General features: G+C 63.6%; 24 protein-coding genes, 1 other RNA gene and 1 riboswitch. Of the genes, 14 read left to right on the plus strand and 11 right to left on the minus strand.

Annotation, left to right across the window (positions count from 1 at the left end):
* Nucleotides 1-200 precede the first annotated feature (200 nt).
* Genes cobU through P0D70_RS24600 form a run of 4 tightly spaced genes read left to right on the plus strand, consistent with a single transcriptional unit; the run spans nucleotide 201 to nucleotide 3,733 of the window.
* The gene (gene cobU / locus P0D70_RS24585) at nucleotides 201-755 is read left to right on the plus strand and encodes a bifunctional adenosylcobinamide kinase/adenosylcobinamide-phosphate guanylyltransferase (RefSeq protein ID WP_408186372.1); all 555 of its coding nucleotides are present in this window, start codon (nucleotides 201-203) and stop codon (nucleotides 753-755) included.
* Nucleotides 755-1,690 carry an adenosylcobinamide-phosphate synthase CbiB gene (gene cbiB, locus P0D70_RS24590; protein WP_408186373.1) on the plus strand — a complete coding sequence of 312 codons (936 nt, stop codon included), beginning with the start codon at nucleotides 755-757 and terminating at the stop codon, nucleotides 1,688-1,690. The genes cobU and cbiB overlap by 1 nt, the downstream gene beginning before the upstream one ends.
* Nucleotides 1,683-2,762 (plus strand): threonine-phosphate decarboxylase CobD, encoded by a 1,080-nt coding sequence (gene cobD, locus P0D70_RS24595; protein WP_408186374.1) that lies wholly within the window; start codon nucleotides 1,683-1,685, stop codon nucleotides 2,760-2,762. Before cbiB ends, cobD begins: the two co-directional genes overlap by 8 nt.
* Before the next feature lie 59 nt (nucleotides 2,763-2,821).
* Nucleotides 2,822-3,733 carry a cobalamin-binding protein gene (locus P0D70_RS24600; RefSeq protein WP_408186386.1) on the plus strand — a complete coding sequence of 304 codons (912 nt, stop codon included), beginning with the start codon at nucleotides 2,822-2,824 and terminating at the stop codon, nucleotides 3,731-3,733.
* A gap of 28 nt (nucleotides 3,734-3,761) precedes the next feature.
* Here P0D70_RS24600 and cobC read toward each other — a convergent pair whose 3' ends face one another.
* The 6 genes from cobC to P0D70_RS24630 all read right to left on the minus strand — a co-directional run bounded on the left by cobC (nucleotide 3,762) and on the right by P0D70_RS24630 (nucleotide 10,056).
* Nucleotides 3,762-4,352: an alpha-ribazole phosphatase gene (gene cobC / locus P0D70_RS24605; protein WP_408186375.1), complete on the minus strand. Its 591-nt coding sequence runs from the start codon at nucleotides 4,350-4,352 to the stop codon at nucleotides 3,762-3,764.
* The gene (locus tag P0D70_RS24610; protein ID WP_408186376.1) at nucleotides 4,337-5,113 is read right to left on the minus strand and encodes an adenosylcobinamide-GDP ribazoletransferase; all 777 of its coding nucleotides are present in this window, start codon (nucleotides 5,111-5,113) and stop codon (nucleotides 4,337-4,339) included. The genes cobC and P0D70_RS24610 overlap by 16 nt, the downstream gene beginning before the upstream one ends.
* A gap of 33 nt (nucleotides 5,114-5,146) precedes the next feature.
* Nucleotides 5,147-6,208 carry a nicotinate-nucleotide--dimethylbenzimidazole phosphoribosyltransferase gene (cobT, locus tag P0D70_RS24615; protein ID WP_091796437.1) on the minus strand — a complete coding sequence of 354 codons (1,062 nt, stop codon included), beginning with the start codon at nucleotides 6,206-6,208 and terminating at the stop codon, nucleotides 5,147-5,149.
* 36 nt (nucleotides 6,209-6,244) lie between these two features.
* Complete coding sequence (locus tag P0D70_RS24620; protein ID WP_408186377.1) at nucleotides 6,245-7,081, minus strand: ABC transporter ATP-binding protein; 837 nt, start codon at nucleotides 7,079-7,081, stop codon at nucleotides 6,245-6,247.
* On the minus strand, nucleotides 7,081-8,091 hold the full coding sequence (locus tag P0D70_RS24625) for a FecCD family ABC transporter permease (protein ID WP_408186387.1): 1,011 nt from the start codon (nucleotides 8,089-8,091) through the stop codon (nucleotides 7,081-7,083). Before P0D70_RS24625 ends, P0D70_RS24620 begins: the two co-directional genes overlap by 1 nt.
* 93 nt (nucleotides 8,092-8,184) lie before the next feature.
* Nucleotides 8,185-10,056, minus strand: a complete 1,872-nt coding sequence (locus P0D70_RS24630) for a TonB-dependent receptor domain-containing protein (protein ID WP_408186378.1) — start codon at nucleotides 10,054-10,056, stop codon at nucleotides 8,185-8,187.
* A gap of 91 nt (nucleotides 10,057-10,147) precedes the next feature.
* A riboswitch (cobalamin riboswitch) is annotated at nucleotides 10,148-10,404 on the minus strand.
* A 207-nt stretch (nucleotides 10,405-10,611) separates the two neighbouring features.
* On the opposite strand from P0D70_RS24630, the gene P0D70_RS24635 reads away from it, so the two are divergent.
* The 5 genes from P0D70_RS24635 to P0D70_RS24655 all read left to right on the plus strand — a co-directional run bounded on the left by P0D70_RS24635 (nucleotide 10,612) and on the right by P0D70_RS24655 (nucleotide 13,117).
* Complete coding sequence (locus P0D70_RS24635) at nucleotides 10,612-10,968, plus strand: ATPase (RefSeq protein WP_091796441.1); 357 nt, start codon at nucleotides 10,612-10,614, stop codon at nucleotides 10,966-10,968.
* Complete coding sequence (locus P0D70_RS24640) at nucleotides 10,965-11,279, plus strand: cell division protein ZapA (RefSeq protein WP_091796442.1); 315 nt, start codon at nucleotides 10,965-10,967, stop codon at nucleotides 11,277-11,279. Before P0D70_RS24635 ends, P0D70_RS24640 begins: the two co-directional genes overlap by 4 nt.
* Before the next feature lie 135 nt (nucleotides 11,280-11,414).
* A non-coding RNA gene (gene ssrS / locus P0D70_RS24645) (6S RNA) lies at nucleotides 11,415-11,596 on the plus strand.
* A gap of 143 nt (nucleotides 11,597-11,739) precedes the next feature.
* Nucleotides 11,740-12,198: an EVE domain-containing protein gene (locus P0D70_RS24650; protein ID WP_408186379.1), complete on the plus strand. Its 459-nt coding sequence runs from the start codon at nucleotides 11,740-11,742 to the stop codon at nucleotides 12,196-12,198.
* Nucleotides 12,199-12,385: 187 nt separating this feature from the next.
* Nucleotides 12,386-13,117 (plus strand): SIMPL domain-containing protein, encoded by a 732-nt coding sequence (locus P0D70_RS24655; RefSeq protein WP_408186380.1) that lies wholly within the window; start codon nucleotides 12,386-12,388, stop codon nucleotides 13,115-13,117.
* Nucleotides 13,118-13,228: 111 nt separating this feature from the next.
* Here P0D70_RS24655 and lgt read toward each other — a convergent pair whose 3' ends face one another.
* Together lgt and P0D70_RS24665 are read right to left on the minus strand one after the other, a co-directional pair.
* Nucleotides 13,229-14,134, minus strand: a complete 906-nt coding sequence (lgt, locus tag P0D70_RS24660; protein ID WP_091796445.1) for a prolipoprotein diacylglyceryl transferase — start codon at nucleotides 14,132-14,134, stop codon at nucleotides 13,229-13,231.
* Between the two features lie 127 nt (nucleotides 14,135-14,261).
* On the minus strand, nucleotides 14,262-15,248 hold the full coding sequence (locus P0D70_RS24665; RefSeq protein ID WP_408186381.1) for a LysR family transcriptional regulator: 987 nt from the start codon (nucleotides 15,246-15,248) through the stop codon (nucleotides 14,262-14,264).
* Nucleotides 15,249-15,421: 173 nt separating this feature from the next.
* On the opposite strand from P0D70_RS24665, the gene ilvD reads away from it, so the two are divergent.
* Both ilvD and P0D70_RS24675 read left to right on the plus strand, forming a co-directional pair.
* A complete protein-coding gene (ilvD, locus tag P0D70_RS24670) occupies nucleotides 15,422-17,095 on the plus strand; it encodes a dihydroxy-acid dehydratase (RefSeq protein WP_408186382.1) in 1,674 nt (557 codons plus the stop codon).
* A gap of 110 nt (nucleotides 17,096-17,205) precedes the next feature.
* Complete coding sequence (locus tag P0D70_RS24675) at nucleotides 17,206-17,544, plus strand: c-type cytochrome (protein ID WP_091796448.1); 339 nt, start codon at nucleotides 17,206-17,208, stop codon at nucleotides 17,542-17,544.
* 178 nt (nucleotides 17,545-17,722) lie between these two features.
* On the opposite strand, the gene P0D70_RS24680 is transcribed toward P0D70_RS24675, so the two are convergent.
* From P0D70_RS24680 to P0D70_RS24690, 3 genes are all read right to left on the minus strand, one after another.
* A complete protein-coding gene (locus tag P0D70_RS24680; protein ID WP_091796449.1) occupies nucleotides 17,723-18,481 on the minus strand; it encodes a DUF2486 family protein in 759 nt (252 codons plus the stop codon).
* Between the two features lie 92 nt (nucleotides 18,482-18,573).
* On the minus strand, nucleotides 18,574-18,990 hold the full coding sequence (locus P0D70_RS24685; protein ID WP_091796450.1) for a DNA polymerase III subunit chi: 417 nt from the start codon (nucleotides 18,988-18,990) through the stop codon (nucleotides 18,574-18,576).
* Between the two features lie 58 nt (nucleotides 18,991-19,048).
* A complete protein-coding gene (locus P0D70_RS24690; RefSeq protein ID WP_091796451.1) occupies nucleotides 19,049-20,575 on the minus strand; it encodes a leucyl aminopeptidase in 1,527 nt (508 codons plus the stop codon).
* A gap of 137 nt (nucleotides 20,576-20,712) precedes the next feature.
* Between P0D70_RS24690 and lptF the strand changes: the two genes are divergently transcribed.
* Genes lptF through P0D70_RS24705 form a run of 3 tightly spaced genes read left to right on the plus strand, consistent with a single transcriptional unit; the run spans nucleotide 20,713 to nucleotide 23,345 of the window.
* Complete coding sequence (gene lptF / locus P0D70_RS24695; protein WP_091796452.1) at nucleotides 20,713-21,810, plus strand: LPS export ABC transporter permease LptF; 1,098 nt, start codon at nucleotides 20,713-20,715, stop codon at nucleotides 21,808-21,810.
* A 3-nt stretch (nucleotides 21,811-21,813) separates the two neighbouring features.
* Nucleotides 21,814-22,962 carry an LPS export ABC transporter permease LptG gene (gene lptG, locus P0D70_RS24700; RefSeq protein WP_011487122.1) on the plus strand — a complete coding sequence of 383 codons (1,149 nt, stop codon included), beginning with the start codon at nucleotides 21,814-21,816 and terminating at the stop codon, nucleotides 22,960-22,962.
* Between the two features lie 11 nt (nucleotides 22,963-22,973).
* On the plus strand, nucleotides 22,974-23,345 hold the full coding sequence (locus P0D70_RS24705; RefSeq protein ID WP_408186383.1) for a sirohydrochlorin chelatase: 372 nt from the start codon (nucleotides 22,974-22,976) through the stop codon (nucleotides 23,343-23,345).
* The last annotated feature ends 92 nt before the right edge of the window (nucleotides 23,346-23,437 follow it).

Here is a 23,437-nt window from a genome sequence, read left to right on the forward strand (position 1 = left end):
AGATAATGAAGCAAGACAATGAAGCAGGCGGCAACGCAGCGCTCATGCGGGGCGCCAGCCAAGCGTTTTCATCAGGCATCAGCGCGTGCCCGTAAGAAGCCGCGCAGCGTCGGCCGCATGCGATGCACTGCCGCGTTATGCATGGAACGCGGCATTATCCCATCGCGCCCGCCCGCACTGCACGCCGGTACAATCACGCGATGACTTCCCGCGACCTCACCTTCGTTCTCGGCGGCGCCCGTTCGGGCAAGAGCGTGCACGCCGAACAGCTTGCCACCGGCAGCGCCCTGCCCGTCACCTACATCGCCACCGCGCCCACGTCGGACGACGCCGAATTCAACGCGCGCATCGCCCACCATCGCGAACGGCGTCCGGCGCATTGGCAACTGATCGAAGCTGGCGTCGATCTCGCCGGCGCGGTGACGCAATGCGACGCGCCCGGCCACTGCATCCTGATCGATTGCCTGACGCTGTGGCTCGCCAACCTGCTCTGTCCGCCTGAAGGCGACGCCATGCCGGTCGATCGATATCACGCACGCGTCGCCGCGCTCGAATCGGCGCTCGTCAACGCCAAAGGCAAGGTCATCGTGGTCAGCAACGAAATCGGCCTGGGCGTCGTGCCACTCGGCGCGGCCACGCGCCTTTACGTCGACGAACTCGGGCGGCTCAACCAGCGCATCGCCGCGCTGAGCACGCAAGCCACGATGATGGTCGCCGGTTTGCCGCTCGCGTTGAAAACCGCGAGCCACGCGTAATGCTCTCGCTCCCGCTTCTCGTGACACTGGCCACCGCGGGCGTGGTGGTCGACCGTTGGTTCGGCGAGCCGCGCATCGCTCATCCGCTGGTGGGATTCGGCAAATGGGCGCTGCGTCTCGAAACGCGCTACAACACCGGCCGGCGCTTGCGGCTCAAGGGTCTGCTGGCGTGGTCGCTAGCCGTGATGCCGCCGGTGCTGATCGCCTGGTGTCTGGTTGCCGTTCTGCCGTTTTTCGCGGCCTGCGCGGTGCATATCGCGCTGCTGTGGTTCGCGCTCGGCGCGCGCAGTCTGCACGATCACATTGCGCCGATCGCGCAGGCGTTGGCGCAGCGCGACCTACCCCAGGCGCGCCTGCTGACCGCGCGCATCGTTTCGCGCGAAACCGAGCATGCGGACGAAGGCGCGCTGTCACGCGCCGCCGTCGAATCCACACTCGAAAACGGCAACGACGCGATCTTCGGCGCGCTGTTCTGGTTCGCCATCGCGGGCGGCCCGGGCGCACTCGGGTTTCGTCTCGCCAACACGCTCGACGCGATGTGGGGATACCGCACGCCTCGCTATTTGCGCTACGGCTGGGCCGCGGCGCGTATCGACGACGTGCTCAACTGGATTCCCGCGCGACTGACCGCCGCCAGCTACGCGCTGCTCGGCGACACGCACACCGCGTGGCGCTGCTGGCGCGACCAGGCGCCGCGCTGGGACAGCCCGAACGCCGGACCGGTGATGGCGGCCGGCGCGGGGAGTCTGAACGTTATGATCGGCGGCCCGGCGGTGTATCACGGCGCCGTCGAATACCGGCCGACACTCGGCTTCGGACACGCGGCCAACGCCGGCGACGTGAACGCCGCGTTGATGCTGGTCGAGCGCACGGTCATTCTCTGGCTTGCCGTGCTGATCGTGCTGGCGTTGCTGAGCGTGCCGTTCCATGTTTGATCGACTGAACGGCTGTGCGAACGAAGCCAATGAGCCGACCGAAAGGGCCACCGCAATCGACACCGTCGCGCACGGCGGTAACCTGCACGAAGCGGCAAGGCGCTACGGCATTCCGTACGCAGCGTGGCTCGATCTGTCGACGGGTATCAATCCGCACGGCTATCCGGTCCCACCGGTTCCCGCCGACGCGTGGCGCCGCCTGCCCGACGACGGCGACGATTTCGCCGCCTGCGCCGCGCGCTACTACGGCGCACCCGATGCCGCGCACGTGCTGCCCGTTGCGGGCAGCCAGGCGGCGATTCGCGCACTGCCCGCGCTGCTGCCGCGTGCACGGGTTGGCATCGCGCCGCTCACGTACGGCGAATACGCGCCCGCATTCGAACGCGCCGGCCATCAGACGATGGTGCTCGACGTCTCTCACGAAACGTTGCCCGACGCGCTCACGCATGCAGTCGTCGTGAATCCGAACAATCCGACCGCTACCCGTTTGAGCGCCGCCAGGCTGTTGCATTGGCATGCCCAGTTGAGCGCGCGCGGCGGCACGCTGCTGGTCGACGAAGCCTTTGCGGATACGATGCCGGAGGCGTCGCTAGCGGCGAGCACGTATCGCGACGGCCTGCTCGCGCTGCGCTCGCCAGGGAAGTTCTTTGGCCTCGCCGGCGTACGCGCGGGTTTCGTGCTCGGCGCGCCTGCGCTGCTCGAACGTTTGCGCAGCACGCTCGGCGCGTGGACGGTTAGTGGCCCGGCCCGTCACGCCGTTAAAGCCGCCTTTGCCGACGAAGTGTGGCAACGGCGCATGCGAACCCGGCTCGACGCCGAAAGCGCACGCCTCGTCGGCCTGTTGCATGCGCAAGGTTTCGACACGCGCAGCACGCCGCTCTTCGCATGGTCCGTCGACGCACGCGCCGCCGCTTTGCATGAAGCGCTGGCGCGGCGCGGCGTGTGGACGCGTCTGTTCATGCCCTCGGGCAGCGTTCGATTCGGCTTGCCTGCGAGCGAGACCGAATGGACCCGCTTTAACGAGAGTTTGCGCGACGCCGTTCGAGAGATCGATCCCACGCGAGCGGGTTGATGCTGCACAGACCTCGCATTCTTGCCACGCTCGTCAAACGTCTGCCGCATTTTCGCCCGATGAACCGACTCGTCCGCTTCACCCTCATCACTGCGCTCTTCAGCTACGCGTTGCATGCGTTTGCCGCCATCTCAGTGACTGACGACACCGGCGCGACCGTCAGCCTGCCCGCTCCCGCGCAACGTGTAATCAGCCTCGCGCCGCACGTCACCGAATTGCTGTATGCGGCGGGCGGCGGCGCCAAGGTGATCGGTGCGGTGTCGTACAGCGACTATCCGCCGGAAGCAAAACAGTTGCCGCGCGTCGGCGATAACAAGGCGCTCGATCTTGAGCGCATCGTCGCGCTGAAGCCTGATCTGATTGTGGTGTGGCGGCATGGCAATGCGCAGCGTCAGCTCGATCGCCTGCGCGAAATGCACATTCCGTTGTTCTTCAGCGAACCGCACCATCTCGACGACGTGGCCGTGTCGCTGACGAAGCTCGGACAATTGCTCGGCACGTCGCCAGTGGCGGATGCCGCGGCGGCCGCCTACCGCCAGGACATCGCGGCGCTGCGCAGCCGGTATGCGAGCCGCCCGCCGGTCAGCGTGTTCTATCAGGTGTGGGATCAACCGTTGATGACGCTCAACGGCGAGCATATGGTCAGCGACGTGATCGCGCTGTGCGGCGGCCGCAATGTATTCGCCAGACTCGAACCGCTGGTGCCGACCGTCTCGACCGAGGCGGTGCTCGCTGCGAATCCGGAGGCCATCGTCACCGCAGCACCGGGCGCGACGAAACCGGATACCACGTTGCCGCAACTCGGCGCATGGCGAGCGTGGCCGAGCCTGACCGCGGTGGCGAACAACAACCTGTTTGCGATCGACGGCGATCTGATCAACCGCCCGGCACCACGCATCGCGCAAGGCGCGAAGCAAATGTGCGAAGACCTCGACGTGGCGCGCTCACGCAGAAGGTCCGCCACGCCATGATGCCAGGGCGATCAGCGCCCTGCACGACTTACGCATTCCACCGCACCAGCGACCAGTGCTGCGTCTCATCGTTTCTGCGCAACCAGACGATGCCGCTCATATCGAGCGACCATCGCAGACAGCGCTCCAGCGGCACGTCCAGCACGATCGACGCGATGGCCCGCATCACGCCCGCGTGCGTAACCACATAGGCGGGCGACAACTCGCGCGTGAGCGCAAAGGCGTCGAGCCATGCCCGCACCCGCGCGACGAACTGCGCCACGCTCTCGCCGCCATGCGCACGCGCATGTTCGAAGTTCGCCGCCCAGTCGTCGAGTAGCTCGCGATCGATGGCGTCCCAGCGTTGCGCTTCCCAGTCGCCGAAGTTCATTTCCATCAGGCGATCGTCGTGACTGATCACACAGCCGAAGTCGTTCGCCATCTCGGCAGCCAGCGCCGAGCAGCGCTTCAAAGGACTCGACAACAGCACGCGTGGCGCGGGCACCTGCAAAGTGGCGAGCTTCAAGGCGAGCGCTGTCGACGACACCTCGGCAGCTTCGGCGAGCGCCACGTCGCTGTGGCCGTAACACACGCCCGCATCGAGCGCGACCGCGGGATGACGAATCAGGACGATATCCATATCAGCCCCACCAGATAAATGCTCAACTCAAAAATTTGCTGCGCGAAACCGAGGCAGTCGCCGGTATAACCGCCGATGCGTCTGACGAAATAACGGCCCATTGCCACGCGAAGTACGACCAGAACCACCAGCGCCGAGCCCGCGAAGCGCCAGTCCGGCGCAGCGAGTCCGTTCGGCCACAGCAGCCACGGCAAGCCGAACATCGCGGCGCTCACCAACGCACCGCCGTTCAGGCGTTGCGCCACCGGTTTGGCTTTGCCTTCGGCTCGCACGTAGTCGAGCGTGGCCAGATAGCTGATCGCACACGTTCGGCTCGCCGCATGCCCGGCAATCATCAGACTTGCGGCACGCATCGGCGGCATGGCGGCGAGCGTTTGCCACTTCAATGCGAGCGCAATCACGAGCGCAATGGCGCCGAAAGCACCGATGCGCGAATCATGCATGATTCGCAATGCATCTTCGCGCGTATAGGCGCCACCGAACGCATCGACACAATCCGCGAGACCGTCCTCATGGAACGCGCCGGTCACGATGAGCGACGCGGCCATCGAGAGCAGCACCGCCACGCCAGCCGGCAATACGTGCAGCGCGGCGAGATAGACCAGCGCGCTCAATCCGCCGATCAATACGCCCACGAGCGGAAAATAACGCGCCGCCGCATTCAGATAATGCGGTTCATAACCGACCCAGCGCGGCACGGGCACGCGCGTGAAATAGCCGAGCGCCGTAAAGAAATAGCGCAGTTCCGTGAGCGGGTTCATGACCGTGCCGCGCGAGCGTGTCTATCCGAACGATCACGCATCGCGATTCGCGACGCCGGCCGATTCGAAGCTCGCCATCTCGTTGACGAACGCCACTGCCGCGCGCAGCAGCGGCACCGCGAGCGCCGCACCGGTGCCTTCACCGAGCCGCATATCGAGCGAGAGCAACGGCAGCGCGCCGAAATGATCGAGCATGCGACGATGCCCCGCTTCGTTCGACGCATGCGCGAACACGCAGTACTCGCGCACGCTCGGCGTGAGTGCGTCGGCGATCAGCAAGGCCGAGCCCGCGATGAAGCCGTCGACGAGAATTGTCATGCGTGCCTCGGCCGCCGCGAGATAGGCGCCCGCCATCATCGCGATCTCGAAGCCGCCGAAGGTGGCGAGCACGTCGAGCGGATCGCTGGACATCGGGTGATACGCAAGCGCCGAGGCCAGCACGTTGCGCTTCCTCGCGAGCCCCGCGTTGTCGAGACCCGTCCCACGGCCGACGCATTCGTCGATCGGCACGCCGCACAAGCGGCTCATCAGACACGCAGCCGCCGACGTATTCGCAATGCCCATCTCGCCAAAGCCGATCACATTAGTGCCGAGCGCCGCGTGATGCCGCACGCGTGCCGCGCCCGCTTGCATGGCGGCGAGTGCCTGGTCGCGGGTCATGGCCCGTTCACGCGCGAAGTTGCGCGTGCCTGCCGCAATCGGAATGTCGACGAGTCCTTCCACCGAAGGCAGCGGCGTCGCGATGCCCGCATTGACCACTTCGAGCTCGATGCCCGATACGCGGCTCAATGCATTGATCGCCGCGCCGCCCGCGAGGAAGTTGGCGACCATTTGCGCGGTCACCGCTTGCGGATACGGGCTCACGCCCTCGTCGGCCACGCCGTGGTCGCCGGCGAAAACGATCATCGCCGGACGTGTCACGGTGGGATGCGTGGTGCGCTGAATCAGGCCCATCTGACGCGCGAGCGTTTCGAGCCGGCCGAGACTGCCGGGCGGCTTGGTCTTGGTATCGATGATGTGCTGCAGCTCGGCACGCAGCGTTTGATCGAGCGGTTCGACTTCGGGCAGTCCGGGCAAGCGTGGCGATGAAGTCATAAGCGTGTCTGCAAAGAGTATGTTGGGATGAAGCAATCAGCCTGCGGCCGTGTCATGACCGGCAGGCGACTCGTGACGAGCGCGCGGCGCAGGAATCAGCGCCTCGTGTTCGCCGTCGCGAATCAGGATCAACGGGTAACCGAACGCCCGGCTCGCGAGCGTGGGCGTCAATACGTCGTGGACCGGTCCGGCATAAACGCCGCCGGCGCCGTCGAGCAGCAGCGCATGCGTTGCGAAGCGGCGCGCGAGGTTCAGGTCGTGGCAGGAAAACATCACGGTACGCCGAGGCTCGCGCGTCCACGCGGCGAGCGCCTCGAGGCAGTCGATCTGATGATGCAGATCGAGATGCGACAACGGTTCGTCTAGCAACAGCAACGGCGCGTCCTGGCACAGCACCGCCGCGAGCGCCACGCGTTGACGCTCTCCGCCGGAGAGCGAGAGCACATCACGCATGGCAAAGGCGGCAAGGCCCAGCAGGTCCAGCGCCGCATGCGCCGCTGTGCGATCGGCCTCGCGCTCCCAGCCCCAGCCGTTGAGATGCGGAAAGCGGTTCAGCATCACGATATCGAACACGCTCGCGCTGAATGCGTCCGGTGCGCTTTGCGGCATTAGCGCGCGGCGCTGCGCGAGCGCGAGCGGCGGCCAGTCGGCCACGCGCAAGCCGTCGAGTTCGACATGGCCCGCCGACGGTTGCAACAGACCTGCCAGCGTGGAGAGCAACGTCGTCTTGCCTGCTCCGTTCGGGCCGGCCACGCACCAGATCTCGCCTTCGTAGAACGTGTGCGTGAAAGCGTCGAGCAAAGTGCGCGCGCCGGCGCGCAAGGTCAGATGTTGCGCGCTGAGTGTGGCTTGAGATGCGTTGAAGGTTTGCATTATCGGCGCCTGTGCAACAGCATCCACAGAAACACCGGCACGCCGATGATCGAGGTGATCACGCCAACCGGCAATTGCGCCGGCGCAATCACCGTGCGCGCGATCAGGTCCGCGCCCATCACCGCGACACCGCCGCCGAGCGCCGCAGCCGGCAGCAGCATGCGCTGATCGTTGCCGAACGCGAGCCGCAGCATGTGCGGCACGACCAGTCCGACAAAGCCGATGGTGCCCGCCGTCGTCACCGCCGCGGCCGCCGCCAGCGACGCCACCAGATATACGCGCAAACGCAACGGCATGACCGCGACACCTAACGCCTGCGCGGCGGCGTCGCCGCGCAGCAGCACGTTCAGACGCGGCGCGGCGGGCACGATCGCAACCAGCACGATGACGAGCGCGGCGAGCGCCGTCCACGGCATCGCGCCGCCATTGAGGTCGCCCGTGAGCCAGAACAGCATGCCGCGCAAGCGGTTGTCGGGCGCGAGATTGAGCAGCAAGGTGATGAGCGCGCCCCAACCCGCGGCGATCACCGCGCCGGTCAGCAGCAGACGCGGCGACGTGTCCTGCGGCTCGCCGCGCCACAACTCACGGCGCGCGAGGCCGAGCACCAGCAGGATCGACACGAAGGCGCCGGCGAAGGCGCTCGCGTCGACGATCCACCATGCGCAGCCGGCCATCATCGCGATGAGCGCGAAAGTCGCCGCGCCGCCCGACACACCCAACACATACGGCTCGGCGAGCGGATTGCGCAACAGCACCTGCAGCAGCGCGCCGGCCAATGCGAGCAACGCGCCGCAGGCAAAGCCGGCCACCGCGCGCGGTAAACGCAGCGTGCGGACAATCTCCGCAGTCAGATCGGAGGCACCGCCAGACGGCGCATGCGAAGGCATCAGCGCCGCCAGCACGCGCATCGGCGCGAGCGAGACGCTCCCCAACGCGAGCGACGCCATCAGCACCGCCAGCGCGATCACGGCAAGCGCAAGCCAGATCGCGGCCGCGCGCTTCGCGCTCATCACGCGCAGCGTTGCGGGCATCGAACCCGAGTGGCGGCTAGTGGATCGGCTCAAGTAGCGGCTCATCCGCGCAGTCTCAACAAGGCGTGCCCACTACTGCTGCTGCCAACCAACCGTGAGATACGCACCGCGCCGCGGCGAGTTATACGAGTAGGCCGTTTCATAGTCCTTGTTGAACAGATTCTGGATTTGCGCGGCCACGTACCATGCTTTCGTGATGTTGTAGCGCGCCGACAGATTCACCACGCCATAGCCGCCCAGCTTGCCGCTGCTGTCGTCGCGCGGGCCGCTCACGATCCATTCGCCGCCGACGCGCCACCCGGCGATACTGCGGTTCACCGTCAGCGAGCCGAAGCGCCGCGCGCGCCGCACGAGGTCGACATCGTTGTCGAGGTCGACCGGGTTTTGCAGCGTTACCGAGGCGCGCACGTCCGTCTTGCCGACATGCCCGCTCCACGATCCTTCGAGTCCCTGCACCTTCGCATGGCCGACGTTCTCGGCCAGATAGATGCCGGGCGTTACCTGCTCGTAGTTAATCAGATTCGAATAGCGCGTCTGGAATGCGGTGAGACGCATCACACCGAGCGCATTCGATGCGTACTGCAGCGCGGCTTCGAGCGAATGACTGCGCTCCGGCTGAATCGACGGATTTCCGCTGAGCGGATAGTACAGATCGTCGAAACTCGGCGCGCGAAACGAATCCGAGTAGCTTGCACTCACCTTCCAATGGCTGGTGATGTCGAAGCCGTAGCCAAGATAGTAACTGTTCGCTCCGCCGAAATCGGAATACTGGTCGCGCCGCACGTTGGCCTGAATCTGGTTGCGCCCAAAGCGCCCCGTATAGCCGACAAAGCCCGAATCCACATGCCGGTCGGGCGCCGCGAACGTATCCGAGTCGAGGCTCTGGTCGAGATGCTCGTAGCCGACCTGCAGCTTCTGCTGCGCGGCCAGCGCGAAATCGTTCTGCCACGTGTACTGGCGATTGTCGGTATCGAAGCGGCCGTTATAGACGCCGTTGGTGTTCGACACGCTGCGGTCGTCGCCTTCGGAGACGATGAAGTGAGTCGTCCACCAGTCGGTCAGCTTGCCGTTCGCGAACACCGAGACCTGGCGCACTTTGCTATACAGGTTGTTCAGATCGGTCGGCAGTCCGTACGCGTTGTCGTAGCTGTTGTTGCCGTTCGACTGGAAGTAGCTCGCGCCGGCATCCCATTTGTCGTTGAACTTGTGGCGCAACGAGGCCGAGATGCTCTCGTTCAGATAGCCGTTCGCATTCGGATTGGCGCCGGGCGCCTCACGCGGATTGAGCGATGAAAAGCCGTCGTCCTTCGAGCGCGCGAGCGAAATGCTGAAGGTCGTCTTGCCGTCTTTATCCAATGCGCCGTTCACGCCCGCCTGCTGCGTCTGCGTGTGATAGCTGCCGTAGCCGAGCGAAAAATTGAAACGCGGCGGATGGTCGCCGCCGTCTTTCGTGAACACCTGCACCACGCCGCCGATCGCGCCGGAACCGTACAACGCCGACACGTTGCCGTTCACCACCTCGACGTGATCGACCTGGTCGAGCGGAATCTGCGCGAGTTGCGCGGAACCCAGGCTCACCGAATCGACGCGCACGCCGTCGATCAGCAGCAGCGATTGCGTCGACGACGCACCGCGCAGGAAGAGGCTCGTCGTCGAACCGGGGCCACCTGTACGCGAGATTTGCGCGCCTGGCGCGAGTTGCAGCAGGCCGGGCAAATCGGTCGCGGTGGTGTCGGCGAGATCCTGCTGGTCGAACAACGCGGTCTGCGGGATCGCATCGGCGAGTGACTGCGGCCCGCGCTCGGCGGTCACCACGATCGGTGACAACACCGCGGGCGACGCATCCGCCGCCGACGCAGAAGATGAAGGTGCAGCTTGCGCGTGCGCGACGATCGGCAGGCCCGCGAAGGCAAGCAACGCCGCACGAGCGATGGGGGACAGCATGGGGTGAAAGTCCTGTGGGTAGCGTGCGCGGCCTGCTTCCCCGCAGGCCGATGCGTAACGAGGCGCCCGCGTATTTAACATTTTCGCGCGTGACGTGCCTCTCCCTCTGGCCGGTATCCGGGCTGACGACATATCGATCCCGCCTTCCCACGCGTGACGCGCAGTGGCACACTCGCGAGTTGAACTTCCAACACGCGATCAGGATCGACTTGCATGACGAATGCGGTCGCTTACCGTTGCGGGGGCAGCGCAGGTTGGCGCGTTCTGGCGAACCGCGCCCCCTGCTTCCCGTTTAACTGCGCGCGCCGTTGAAAAGCGCACGCGGGCACCAGAGTGCGGCCAGTTTAGGAGCGGCCTCGGGGTCCGTCAAGAATGAGTGGGACCGCAGACTACCGTTCTGTTAAGTGCAGGCTATTGTCCGACGCACGAGTACTTTTTCATCATATGGTCGATAAAAGCCTGCACAAAGCAATGTTGTTACGTCTCGAAACGAGACAATTGTCGGAACCTGCGACATTCCGCGCTAAAATGCGATGTCTTTAGAGGACGCAGCACATGCTCACCGAACTCGAAACACTTTCACAGAATATCGGCAAGCTGATCGCGATCAGCCAACGCCACAATGAAGCGCGACTCGCGCTCGAAGAGCAGCTCGCCCAATCGCGCGCCGACGTCGAAGCCACGCGCACGGAACTTGCAATGCTGCGCGAGGAACGCAATGCGCTGCAGGCGGAACGCGACGCGCTGTCGGCAAAGATCGACGACGCCCAGGTGCGCCTGAATGCGATCCTCGAAAAGCTGCCGCGTGCCCGCGCGAACAGCGAGCCCGACAGCCAGCTCGATCTGCTCGAGCCCGCCCCGCACGAAGTCGAAGCGCAGAGCGACGAGACCCGCCACGGAGAAAATGCATGACCACCAAGCAGATCGAAGTATCGATTCTCGGCGTGCCCTATCGCCTCGCCTGCTCGCCGGAAACGGAAGGCGCGCTGCTTGAAGCGGTCGCACGCGTCGACGCCGAAATGTCGAAGATCCGTAACAACAGCAACGTGCGCGGCACGGATCGCATTGCTGTCATGGCTGCGCTGTCGCTGGCATCGGAACTGCTTAGGCTGCAATCGAGCGTGAGACACGGAGAAGCATTTCCCGCTGAGGAAATCCGGCGTACAATGCATCAAATGAACGAACAACTAGGTACTGTGATTCAGCAGTACAGCATGCAGTAAGTAACGTATGTTATCGTGCGGCCGGTCCTGAGATCGGCGGCGGATTCAAACGGAGTGTGTGAGGACAAGGCGTCCAAGATTCTGCAAACGTTTGAGTTCAATCGGTCGTTTTCGTGATTTAGCTTTATCGGTTTAGCTTCCCTGCCTGGTTCGCCAAGGTCATATATTCCTTGAACCAATGCCATGTGCACGGTTGCGGAAATTTGTAGCACGGGTGTGCGCGTCACTCTGTCTGATGTACCCGAAGTGTTGCTAACTGCGACCAATTCTGAACCCCCGGTTCAGGATGCCGGCCTAGCGGCTAAGGCGGGGACCTTATTTAGAACGGCATCGGACTTCGGTTCGGTGCCGTTTTTCTTTGGGTGCCAGTTTTGCGCGCTGTCTTTGCGCGATGTTTCTTGTACGCCGATTTCTTCCGCGTCTTCAAACCCTTAACGTTCAACTACGTTCAATTCGATTCATGCGCTACTGGCTAATGAAGTCCGAACCGGACGAGGCAAGCATCGATCATCTCGCCAACGCACCGCATCGCACGTTGCCGTGGACCGGCGTGCGCAACTATCAGGCGCGCAATTTCATGCGTGACCAGATGCAGGTCGGCGACGGCGTACTGTTCTATCACTCGAGCTGTCCCGAGCCCGGTATTGCGGGCATTGCGGAGGTATCGTCCACCGCGTATCCGGACCCCACGCAGTTCGACAAGAAGAGTCCGTACTACGACGCGAAGTCTTCGCAGGAAACGCCGCGCTGGGTGCTCGTCGACGTGGTGTTCAAGAAGAAGATCCCGCTGATTCCGCTAGCCGCGCTGCGCGAGCATGACGAACTCAAGGACATGCGCGTGCTCGCCAAAGGCAACCGCCTGTCGATCACGCCGGTGACCGAAGCCGAATGGCGCTTCATCACCAGGCGGCTCGCTTGAGGTTGCGTGACAACTCGCGTGATAGTTGATGCGCGCCACGTATTCACGCAGGCACAAACGTTAAAGCAACGTCAAACCGGGGAACCAAGCTCAGGTTACAACCGCCTAACGGACTCGCAAACGCCGTGCCACTGCGCGGCGCTTGCTCCGATCGTGCACAACCCCTGTTCAAGCAAGGAGTCCAATAATGACGAAAAACACCGCACGTGCACTCGCTTTCGCTCTCGTATGCGCCGCGCCTGCCGCGCTCGCCCTGACGCCGGCCATGGCCCGCGCGCAAGGCATGATGCAGTATCAGCCGGCAGGTGTGCTGTCGCTGAACGCGCAGGCTAGCGCGGAAGTACCGCAAGACGTTGTCGATATCACGCTGTTCTACGAGCAGGAAGCGAGCGATCCGTCGGCGCTCACGTCAACGCTGAATCAGCGCGCCGATTCGGCGCTGCAAAAGGCCAAGGGTGTGAGCGGCGTGACCGCCCGCACGGGCTCGTTCTCGATCTATCCGACAACGGATCGTGACGGGCGCATTTCCGCGTGGCGCGGCCGCACGGAGATCGTGCTCGAATCGCACGACTTCGCCGCGGCGTCGAAGCTCGCGGGTCAAATGGCGTCGATCATGCAGGTCGGCAACGTGCAATTCTCGCTCTCGCCTGAAGCACAACGCGAGGCCGAGCAGAAGCTCACTGGCGAAGCGATCAAGTCGTTCCGCGAGCAGGCCGCATCGTCCGCGCAGGCGTTCGGCTATAGCGGCTATTCGATTCGCGAAGTCAACGTCGGCCACAACGGCGTGATGCCGCGTCCCATGATGATGATGAGCGCGCGCGCTATGGGCGCCGACGCAAAGGCTTCGGCACCGGTGCCGATTGAAGGCGGCACGTCGACCGTGACGGTGAATGTGTCGGGTTCGGTGCAGATGAAGTAACGCCGTTCACTCATGCTAGAAGGGCTGCTTCGCGGCAGCCAAAGAAAAAGCCACGGCACGCCGTGGCTTTTTCATTTAGTCGCTCGCTACGATAAACCGTAGCCGATCAGTTCAGCTCGCGCTGACCGCTTGCGCCGGTTCACGGCGGGCGCGTCGATAAGACCACACCAGCACGCCGATACCGACGAGGATCATCGGCAGCGACAACCATTGGCCCATGGAAAGCCCCATGGCCAGCAGACCGAGGAAGTCGTCCGGCTCACGCGCGAATTCGACCGTGAAGCGCGCGAGGCCGTAGCCGATCAGAAACACGGCGGAAATCGCGCCCATCGGCTTCGGTTTACGGGAGAAGAAGAACAGCACGAAGAACAGCGCAACGCCTTCCAGCGCGATCTCATACAGCTCCGACGGGTGGCGCGGCAGCATGTGATATTGCGCGAATACTTCGTTCAGATGCCATTGCGCGGCCAGTTGCGGATGCGCGGTGAGCCACGCGGCGTCGTCGGGCGCGGCGCCCGGAAACAACATGGCCCACGGCGCGCTCGGATCGGTTACGCGGCCCCACAACTCGCCGTTGATGAAGTTGCCGAGACGCCCCGCGGCGAGGCCGGTGGGCACCATCGGCGCGACGAAGTCGGTGACCTGCAGCCACGAGCGCTTGCGCTGATACGCGAACAGCACCATGGCCAGCGTCACGCCGAGAAAGCCGCCGTGAAACGACATGCCGCCTTCCCACACCTTGAAGATGTCGAGCGGATGCGCGAAATAAAAGCTTGCCTTGTAGAACAGCACGTAGCCGAGCCGGCCGCCGAGGATCGTGCCGAGCACGCCGTAAAACAGCATGTCGTCGATATCTTTGGCGGTCCAGCCTTGCGCGGCGACATACGGCAAACGCAGCCGCAGCCGGCCGACGACGATCGCCGCGATAAACGCGACGAGGTACATCAGTCCATACCAGCGCACGGCGAGCGGCCCCAGATGAATGGCAATGGGGTCGAAATTCGGGTGAATGAGCATCGTGTTGTTATGGGCAGTTCAGGTTCAGAAGCGGGTTTTCTGGGTTTGTAATAGTGGGCGGCGCTGCCCGCACCTTGCGGTGCATGCGTTGGACGGTCCAGGCGCCGATGCGTTCGCGAAAACGCGTCTAAACGCGCGGCGCGGCGGATAGCGGCGCCTCGACGGTCGCGGCATGCGAGCGCACGATCTCGATGAAGCCCGCCAGCACCGGGCTCACCTCTGCCGTGCGCCAGACCAGCCCCGTCTCGATGGCCGGCACCGACTCAGACAGCGGCCGGTACACGACGCCGGTGCGGCGCAGATTACGCAACGATTGCGGCACCAGTGCGACACCCATGCCGGCCGACACGAGGCTCACGATCGTCTGCATCTGGATCGCTTCCTGGCCGATCCGCGGCGCGAGGCCCGCCACGCCGTAGCAATCCATAATGATGTCATAAAAGCCTGGCGCCAGACGTCTTGGGAAGATCACGAGCGGTGCGTCGGCCACATCGCGCAGGCTGATCGGGGTGTCGAGCCATTCCGCGCTCGGGTCGGCACGGCTGCCGCTACCGCTCGCCACGCGCGCCGCCATCTCCGTGGACATGGCGATCACCAGCGGTTCACGCGCGATGGGCAACCACGACAACTGGGCGGCATGGCGCGACGGCAGCGGCGCGATCACGAGGCCCGCGTCGATGCGGCCGGCCACCAGTTCGTCCACCTGCACGTCGCTGGTGGCCTCGGTCAGCTCCAGCCGCACGCGCGGATGGCGCACGCCGAAATCGCGCAGCAACAGCGGCAGCAGCCCGTAGTCCGCCGTGGAGACGAACGCCAGCGACAGCACGCCCGCCTCGCCGCGCGCGAGGCTCTGCGCGAGCGGCCGCAGCCCCTCAGCGCTCGCCAGCAAGCGCTGCACCTCGGGCAACAGATCGGCACCCACCGGCGTCAGTTCGACCGAGCGCTTGGTGCGCGCGAACAGCGCGACGCCGAGCGTCTCCTCCAGCGCCCGAATGGCTTGCGAGAGCGGCGGTTGCGTCATCGAAAGACGCACGGCCGCGCGGCCGAAGTGCTTTTCTTCGGCGACGGTAACGAAATAGCGCAACTGGCGCAGGTCGGGGATGGCTGGCAACATGGGTAATACGTTTTGCGACCTAATGAAGCATGAATAATATATTAGACACGCGCTTTGCAAAACTGCGTCCTTGCACGACGCGTGCGAACTACACTGGACGGATGCAGCCGGCCACCCACGCCGGCAAGGCAGAACCCGCAGCGCGGATCAAAACAAAACAGATTGGAGCTTCCATGGCATACAACCGTCGTTCGAAGAACATCACGCAAGGCGTGGCGCGTTCGCCGAACCGCTCGATGTACTACGCGCTCGGCTACGAAAAGGCCGACTTCGACAAGCCGATGATCGGCATCGCCAACGGCCACTCGACCATCACGCCGTGCAACGCCGGCCTGCAGCGTCTCGCCGATGCCGCCGTCGCCGCGATCAAGGGCGCCGACGCGAATCCGCAGATCTTCGGCACGCCGACCATCTCGGACGGCATGTCGATGGGCACCGAAGGCATGAAGTACTCGCTCGTGTCGCGCGAAGTCATCTCCGACTGCATCGAGACCTGCGTGCAAGGCCAGTGGATGGACGGCGTGGTCGTGATCGGCGGCTGCGACAAGAACATGCCGGGCGGCATGATCGGCATGTTGCGCACCAACGTGCCGAGCATCTACGTGTATGGCGGCACCATTCGTCCGGGCAACTGGAAGGGTACCGACCTGACCATCGTGTCGTCGTTCGAAGCTGTGGGCGAATTCACCGCCGGCCGGATGTCGCAGGAAGATTTCGAAGGGGTCGAACAGAACGCGTGCCCCTCCACCGGGTCGTGCGGCGGCATGTACACCGCCAACACGATGAGCTCGTCGTTCGAAGCGCTCGGCATGTCGCTGCTGTATTCGTCGACGATGGCCAATCCGGATCAGGAAAAAGTCGACTCGGCCGCCGAATCGGCACGCGTGCTGGTCGAAGCGGTCAAGCAGGATCTCAAGCCGCGCGACATCGTCACCCGCAAGTCGATCGAAAACGCGGTGGCCGTGATCATGGCCACCGGCGGCTCGACCAATGCCGTGCTGCACTTTCTCGCCATCGCGCATGCGGCGGAAGTGGAATGGAGCATCGAGGACTTCGAGCGCATGCGCAAGAAGGTGCCGGTGATCTGCAACCTGAAGCCGTCGGGCCAGTTCGTGGCGACCGATCTGCACAAGGCCGGCGGCATTCCGCAAGTCATGAAGATTCTGCTCGACGCAGGCATGCTGCACGGCGATTGCATCACGATCACCGGCAGAACCCTCGCGGAAGAGTTGAAGGACGTGCCGGCCAGGCCGCGCGCCGATCAGCAGGTGATTTTCCCGATCGAGAAGGCGCTCTACAAGGAAGGCCATCTCGCGATCCTGAAGGGCAACCTGGCCGTGGACGGCGCGGTCGCCAAGATCACCGGCCTGAAGAACCCCGTGATCACCGGCCCAGCGCGCGTATTCGACGACGAGCAAAGCGCGCTGGAGGCGATTCTGGCCGACAAGATTGTCGCGGGCGACGTGGTGGTGCTGCGCTACCTCGGCCCGAAGGGCGGCCCCGGCATGCCGGAGATGCTCGCGCCGACTTCGGCGATCATCGGCAAGGGTCTCGGCGAGAGCGTGGGTCTGATCACCGACGGGCGCTTCTCGGGTGGCACGTGGGGCATGGTGGTCGGTCACGTCGCGCCGGAAGCCTTCGTGGGCGGCACGATCGCGTTCGTGCAGGAAGGCGACTCGATCACCATCGACGCACACAAGCTGCTGCTGCAACTGAATATCGACGATGCTGAACTGGAGCGACGCCGTGCCGCATGGCAGCAGCCGAAACCGCGTTACACGCGCGGCGTGCTGGCGAAGTACTTCGCGTTGGCGCAGCCCGCCAACAAGGGCGCGATAACGGGCTGAGCAAGCGCAAAGCTACGTAAAAGCGAAAGGGGTGTGCGGGAAACCGTGCGCCCCTTTCCTTTTATAATGCTGGCACCACGAGTCGGGCACCCGCACCGACGGAGACCAGAATGAAATCAATGTCGCACACAGCGCTTGCCGCCGCCGTCGTGCTGGGCGCTGCGTTGAGTGCCGGCAGTCCGGCGGCGCATGCCGAGGCTGCGGGCCTCGCGCTGGCCCAGCAGCAGAACTGCATGAGTTGCCACTCGGTCACGCGCTCCTTCATGGGACCGGCGTTGCACGATGTCGCCGTGAAATATGCCAGTCGTGAAGACGCCGCCACTTATCTGAAACACAAGATTCTGGACGGCAGCACGGGCGTGTGGGGTGTGGTGCCGATGCCCGCGAATACCCAACTCACGCCTGATCAGGCGGCCACGCTGGCTGGCTGGGTGTTGACGCTCAAATAAACTGTTCGGGTACGCTGATCAGATATGGGCCTCTCGCTCGTGAGCGATGTGACAGGCACATGCGACAAGCAGACCCGTCAAGCAGACGCGACCATCAAACGCTACACGCAGGCGCTGCTCTGCGTGCCCGCCCTTCGCTTACACCGTCAAGCCCTTTTGCTCAGAGCGCGCCCGCGCTTCACGCCGCACCGTCAGGCCTAGCCGAGGCGCGGCGCGCAATCTCTTCCAGCACCGCTTCGCGCACCCAGCTGGTCATTTCCTCTTCCAGCGTCAATGCCACTTCGCGCGTGATCTGATCGATCAGCCACCCTGTGTGCGCATGCAAGGTCTCGCGGCAACGATCCTCAATGATGCTTCTTCCGTCGCCTGCCAGGAAACCCGCGACCCGTCTGCGCAAACGTTCGGCGATGACATCGGCGTCCAGCTCCAGCGGCGTCTCGCCGACGCCTTCACGGGCGATATCCGGCGGCACCGTCGAACCTGCCTCCAGCGGCGTGGCCGGCTCAGCCCGATCGAACACGCCAGCCGACGGCACGAAGCCATCGTCATGCGCGTGCCGAGATTGGGCGGGGTGATGCGCCCGCGCGCGCTTCTTCGGGTGATGGTCGGCCGGATGCGCCGGCTGCGGCGTGTGCGCGACGTCTTCCGGCACATGCGGTTGAGGTGCCAACCCGGGTTCTTGTGCATGCACCGGCTGAGGTGCCAACGTTGGCTCTTGCGCATGCACTGGCTCGGCCGCATGCACAGGCTCGGCGGACCTGATCTGCTCCGGCGTCAGCACCGGCTGCGGCGCCAACACCGGCTCCGCCTTGAAACTGGGCTCACGCGGCGCGCCGAACTCGTCGGCACCGCTCGACGCTTGGCGCGCCTGCGCAGGATGACCCTGCACGAGAATCTCGTGCAGAACCGGGATCGAATCGTCGTTGGGATCGGACACGTGCGCTCTCCGTGTTTGTCGAAGCCGAGGCAGGCCGCGCGCCCACCGAATGCCTGAGACCAGACACGCGCGCGACACGGACCGAATGGAACCTAGCTGCCTTGCTTGTAGTTGTTCAAAGCATAGCCGCGATCGCGATAGAAGCGATAGCGCTCGCGGCCCGCAGCGAGTTCCTCGTGTGCGTTACCGACCACTTCCAGCAATCTTTCGAAGCGCGCGAATTGCGCCGGCACCGTGGCGCCGAGATTGAGCAGTACCTGATGATGCGGCACGTCGTCGAGGGTGGAAGCCAGCACGATCGGCGTTTGCGCGGCGAGCGGCGTGCCCGCCATGCAGTGCGGCACGAAGTCGAGCGGCGAGAAGGTCCACAACTGTTCGTCGAAGGCCTTCAGGCGCGCCGGCTCGGCCAGCACGATGGTCGGCTGGCCCGCCTGATACGCTTTGCGGATCAGGCGGCACGCATACAGCAGCGAATCGCCGACGTTCGAGTGAAAGTCGATTCTCGTCATCGGCGGCTCCGGCCGGCGTCTGCCTGGGCAGCCGGGCCTGCATCTTTACTGCATTGCGTCATTGCGCGGCGCGACCGTCCGCGGCCCGATCGATCAAGAACTGCGCCAGCAACGGCACCGGACGGCCCGTTGCGCCCTTCGCCGCACCGCTCTTCCATGCCGTACCCGCGATGTCCAGGTGCGCCCACGGATAGGCTTCGGTGAAGCGCGACAGGAAGCATGCCGCCGTCACGCTGCCCGCCGGACGGCCGCCGATGTTGGCCAGATCCGCGAAGTTCGACTTGAGCTGGTCCTGATACTCGTCGTCGAGGGGCATGCGCCAGGCCGGGTCCAACGCTTCACGCGATGCGTCGAGCAGTTCGCCCGCCAGCGCGTCGTCTTTCGAGAACAGGCCGCTGTTATGGTGACCCAACGCGATGATGCAGGCGCCCGTGAGCGTGGCGATGTCGATCACCGCCGCCGGCTTGAAGCGCTCCGCATAGGTGAGCGCGTCACACAGGATCAGGCGGCCTTCGGCGTCCGTGTTCAGCACTTCGATCGTCAGGCCCTTCATGCTGGTGACGATGTCGCCCGGCTTGGTGGCCGTAGCGGACGGCATGTTCTCCACCGCCGGAATGATGCCCACCACGTTGATTTTCAAGCCCATTTCGGCGACGGCGCGCAACGTGCCCAGCACCGAACCGGCGCCGCACATGTCGTACTTCATCTCGTCCATGCCTTCGCCCGGCTTGAGCGAAATGCCGCCCGTGTCGAACGTCACGCCCTTGCCCACCAGCACCACCGGCGCGGCTTTCGCGGCGCCGCCCTGGTACTGCAGCACGATGAACTGCGCCGGTTCCACCGAGCCGGCCGTGACCGACAGGAACGAGCCCATCTTGAGCGCTTCACACTGCTTTTCGCCCAGCACTTCGACCTTCAGCTTCCAGTCTTTGGCGAGCTTCTTCGCGGTGTTGGCGAGGTAGGTCGGCGTGCAGACGTTGCTAGGCAGGTTGCCGAGGTCGCGCGTCAAGTCCATGCCGTTGGCCAGCGCCGCGCCCTGCTTCGCGGCCAGCTTGGCGGCCTTTTCGTCGCCGGTGTTGACGCTGAAGACGATGCGCTTCAGCGCACGCGCCGACGTGTCCGGCTTGCTCTTCATCTGCGTGAACTTGTAGGTCAGCTCGCGCAGCGCGAGGATCGCGGCGCGCACCGCCCAATCCGCCGAACGCTCGAGGATGGGCAGTTGCGCCAGCGTGAAGGTGACCTGGACGATCTTGGTGGACAAGAGCGCGCGCCAGGCGGCCCGTGCGGCGTCACCGTAGGCTTTCTGGTTGAAAGCGTCCTGCTTGCCGAGGCCGACCAGCAGCACGCGGGAAGCGCCGATGCCCGACACTTCGTGCAGGAACAGCGTGGTGCCGGCCTTGCCGTCCATGTCGCCGGCCTTGATGATGCGGGTCAACAGGCCCTTGGTGGCCGCGTCGATCTCGAGAGCCGCGCCCGAGAGGGTTTGCGACTCGAACACACCGATTACGATGCAATCGGATTTTCCAGTCAGGAAACCGTTTGACGAGCCTTTGGTCCAATCACAGGCTTTTATGCTAAAGTCCATCGCGCTTGTCCTCGGATAAAATCTGGGCTTAGGATGAAAGCCGCAATTATCCGCTATTTTTCCCGCGGCGGCTGCACCGGAGGTGTGACGGGAAGCAACCCGTGCGCCACTGAGAGCGCCCCCTCTCATCATCAATAATGATCTTCGAACGCTCCCTCCAGCGCGAACTCGCGTATACGGCTGGTGCCGTGTTCATGGTTCTCCTCACGCTCGTGCTGACGACGATGATGATCCGCATCGTCGGCTTCGCGGCCTCGGGCGAGATCGACCCGCGCGACGTGCTGGTCCTGATCGGCCTGACCGTGATCGGCTACCTGGCGATCATGCTCGTCGCGACCCTGTTCGTGTCGATCCTGTTCGTCCTGACCCGTTGGTACAAAGACTCCGAGATGGTCGTGTGGCTCTCTTCGGGTGTCAGTCTGACGCAATTCATCAAGCCGATCGGTATTTTTGCCACGCCGATCATCATCCTCATCTGTTTCTTCGTGTTCGTCGGCTGGCCGTGGTCGAACCAGCAGAGCAAGCTGATCCGCGCGCGCTTCCAGCAACGCGACGAGGTCTCGCTGCTCGCGCCGGGTCAGTTCCGCGAATCGGCCACGAGTCACCGTGTGTTCTTCATCGAGAAGATGTCGCCCGACCAGGCGCGTGTGGAAAACGTGTTCGTGACCAGCACGGAAAACGGCAAGGTCAACGTGGTCGTGTCGAAGACCGGCCATACGGAAACGCGTAAGAACGGCGATCGCTTCGTCGTGCTGGAAAACGGCCGCCGTTACGATGGACAACCCGGCCAGCCCGATTTCCGCATCATGGAATTCGAGCGCTATGGCGTGAAGATCCAGAGCCAGCCGGTCGTCAATACGCCGAGCACCACCGGCACGCCTACGCTGACGCTGCTGCGCAATCCCACCAACGACAATCTCGCCGAATTCGCGTGGCGCGCGGGGCTGCCGCTGATTGCACTCAACCTGATGCTGCTCGCCATTCCGCTCGCGCACCAGAACCCGCGGCGCAGCCGCACCATCAATCTGGTGATGGCGGTGCTCATCTATCTGACGTATTCGAATCTGTTGAACGTGGTGCAGTCGTGGATCGAGCAGGGCAAGATGTCGTTCCCGGTCGGGCTGGTGGGCCTGCATGTGATCGTCGCGGCGATCGTCGCGTTCATTTTCTGGCTGCGCGTGCGCAACCGGCCGCTATTCACGCGGGCAATGTTCAGCCGTTCGCAGGGAGCCTGACCGATGCGCATCTATGAAAGGTACTTCGCGCGTCAGATCTATCTCACGTTCATCTTTATTCTGTTTGCGTTTTCGGGTCTGTTCTTTTTCTTCGACCTGATCAACGAATTGAATTCGGTCGGGCACGGCAACTACAAGTTTCAGTACGCCGTGTTGCGGGTCGCGTTGCAGACGCCGTCGCGTTTCTACGAAATCATTCCGGTCGCCGCGTTGATCAGCGCGATCTATGTGTTTGCGCAGATGGCGGCGAATTCGGAGTACACGATTTTTCGTGTGTCCGGGCTTGCGACGAATCAGTCGCTGCGCTCGCTGCTGAAGATTGGCATTCCGCTGGTTTTGCTGACTTATCTGATCGGCGAAGTGGTTGGTCCGTACACGGATCAGTTGTCGGAGCGTGTGCGGCTCGAGGCGCTGGGGTCTTCGGTGTCGAGTAATTTCGAGTCGGGCGTGTGGGTGAAAGATACGCTGACGGCGCGCGCGGATGGCGAGCAGGTCACGCGGTTCGTAAACGTCGGCGAATTGAAGCCGGATGCGACGATCAGCAATGTGCGTATCTACGAATTCGATTCTAAGTTCCGTCTCTCCAATGTGCGGACTGCGAAAAGCGGCAAGTATCAGCCGCCGGGGCATTGGCAGTTGACTGGCGTGACCGATACGCAATTGATTGATGTGCCCCCTCCTCCGGGGACGCCCGCTGACGCGTTGAATCCGGTTTATCGTGCGAAGGAAGTTGCGGTCCCGGAGTATTCGCTGCGTTCGGAATTGACGCCGCAGATTCTTTCGGTGCTGCTGGTGTCGCCGGATCGGATGTCGATGTTCAATCTGTTCCGGTATATCCAGCATTTGACCGAGAATCACCAGGATACGCAGCGGTATGAAATTGCGTTGTGGCGCAAGCTGCTTTATCCGTTTGCCGTGTTCGTGATGCTGGTTTTGTCATTGCCGTTTGCGTATCTGCATACGCGGGCGGGTGTCGTCGGGATGAAGGTTTTCGGTGGGATCATGCTAGGGATGAGTTTTCAGCTGTTCAATACGCTGTTCTCGCATATCGGCACGCTGAATACCTGGCCTGCGCCTTTGACTGCGGCTACGCCTGGGTTGGTTTATCTGGTGCTTGGGTTGGTTGGGTTGAAGTGGGTTGATCGGCATTAGGAGCGGTTGCTATGGCTATGCACGGTATCGTTCTGTTTGGGCATGGCGCTAGGGATGTGCGGTGGCGGGAGCCGTTTGAGCGGTTGGCTGTCAAGTTGCGGGACGGTTCTGCTGGCGCACGGCCAGTGGCGTTGGCGTTTCTTGAGTTGATGGAGCCGGATTTGCCTTCGGCTTTGGGTGAGCTTGTCGCTCAGGGCTGTGATGTGGTTACCGTTGTGCCGGTGTTTTTTGGGCAAGGGGGGCATGTCAGGAAAGATCTGCCTCTTGTCATTGAGCGATGCCAGGCGTTGCATCCTTCTGTTCGCATTAAGTGCGCTGTTGCTGTGGGGGAGGATGAGGCGGTTTTGGATGCTGTGGCTCAGTATTGTCTGCGGCAGGTTTGATTGGTTTTTGGCTGTTTGTCTCTCTCGGGGCGTTGGCCTTTCCTTGCTTTGTTAGTGGTCTATTAGTGTTGCCCCTGTGCGGGGCGGCACCT

Source organism: Paraburkholderia sp. RL17-381-BIF-C (assembly GCF_046026435.1).
Lineage (GTDB): Bacteria > Pseudomonadota > Gammaproteobacteria > Burkholderiales > Burkholderiaceae > Paraburkholderia.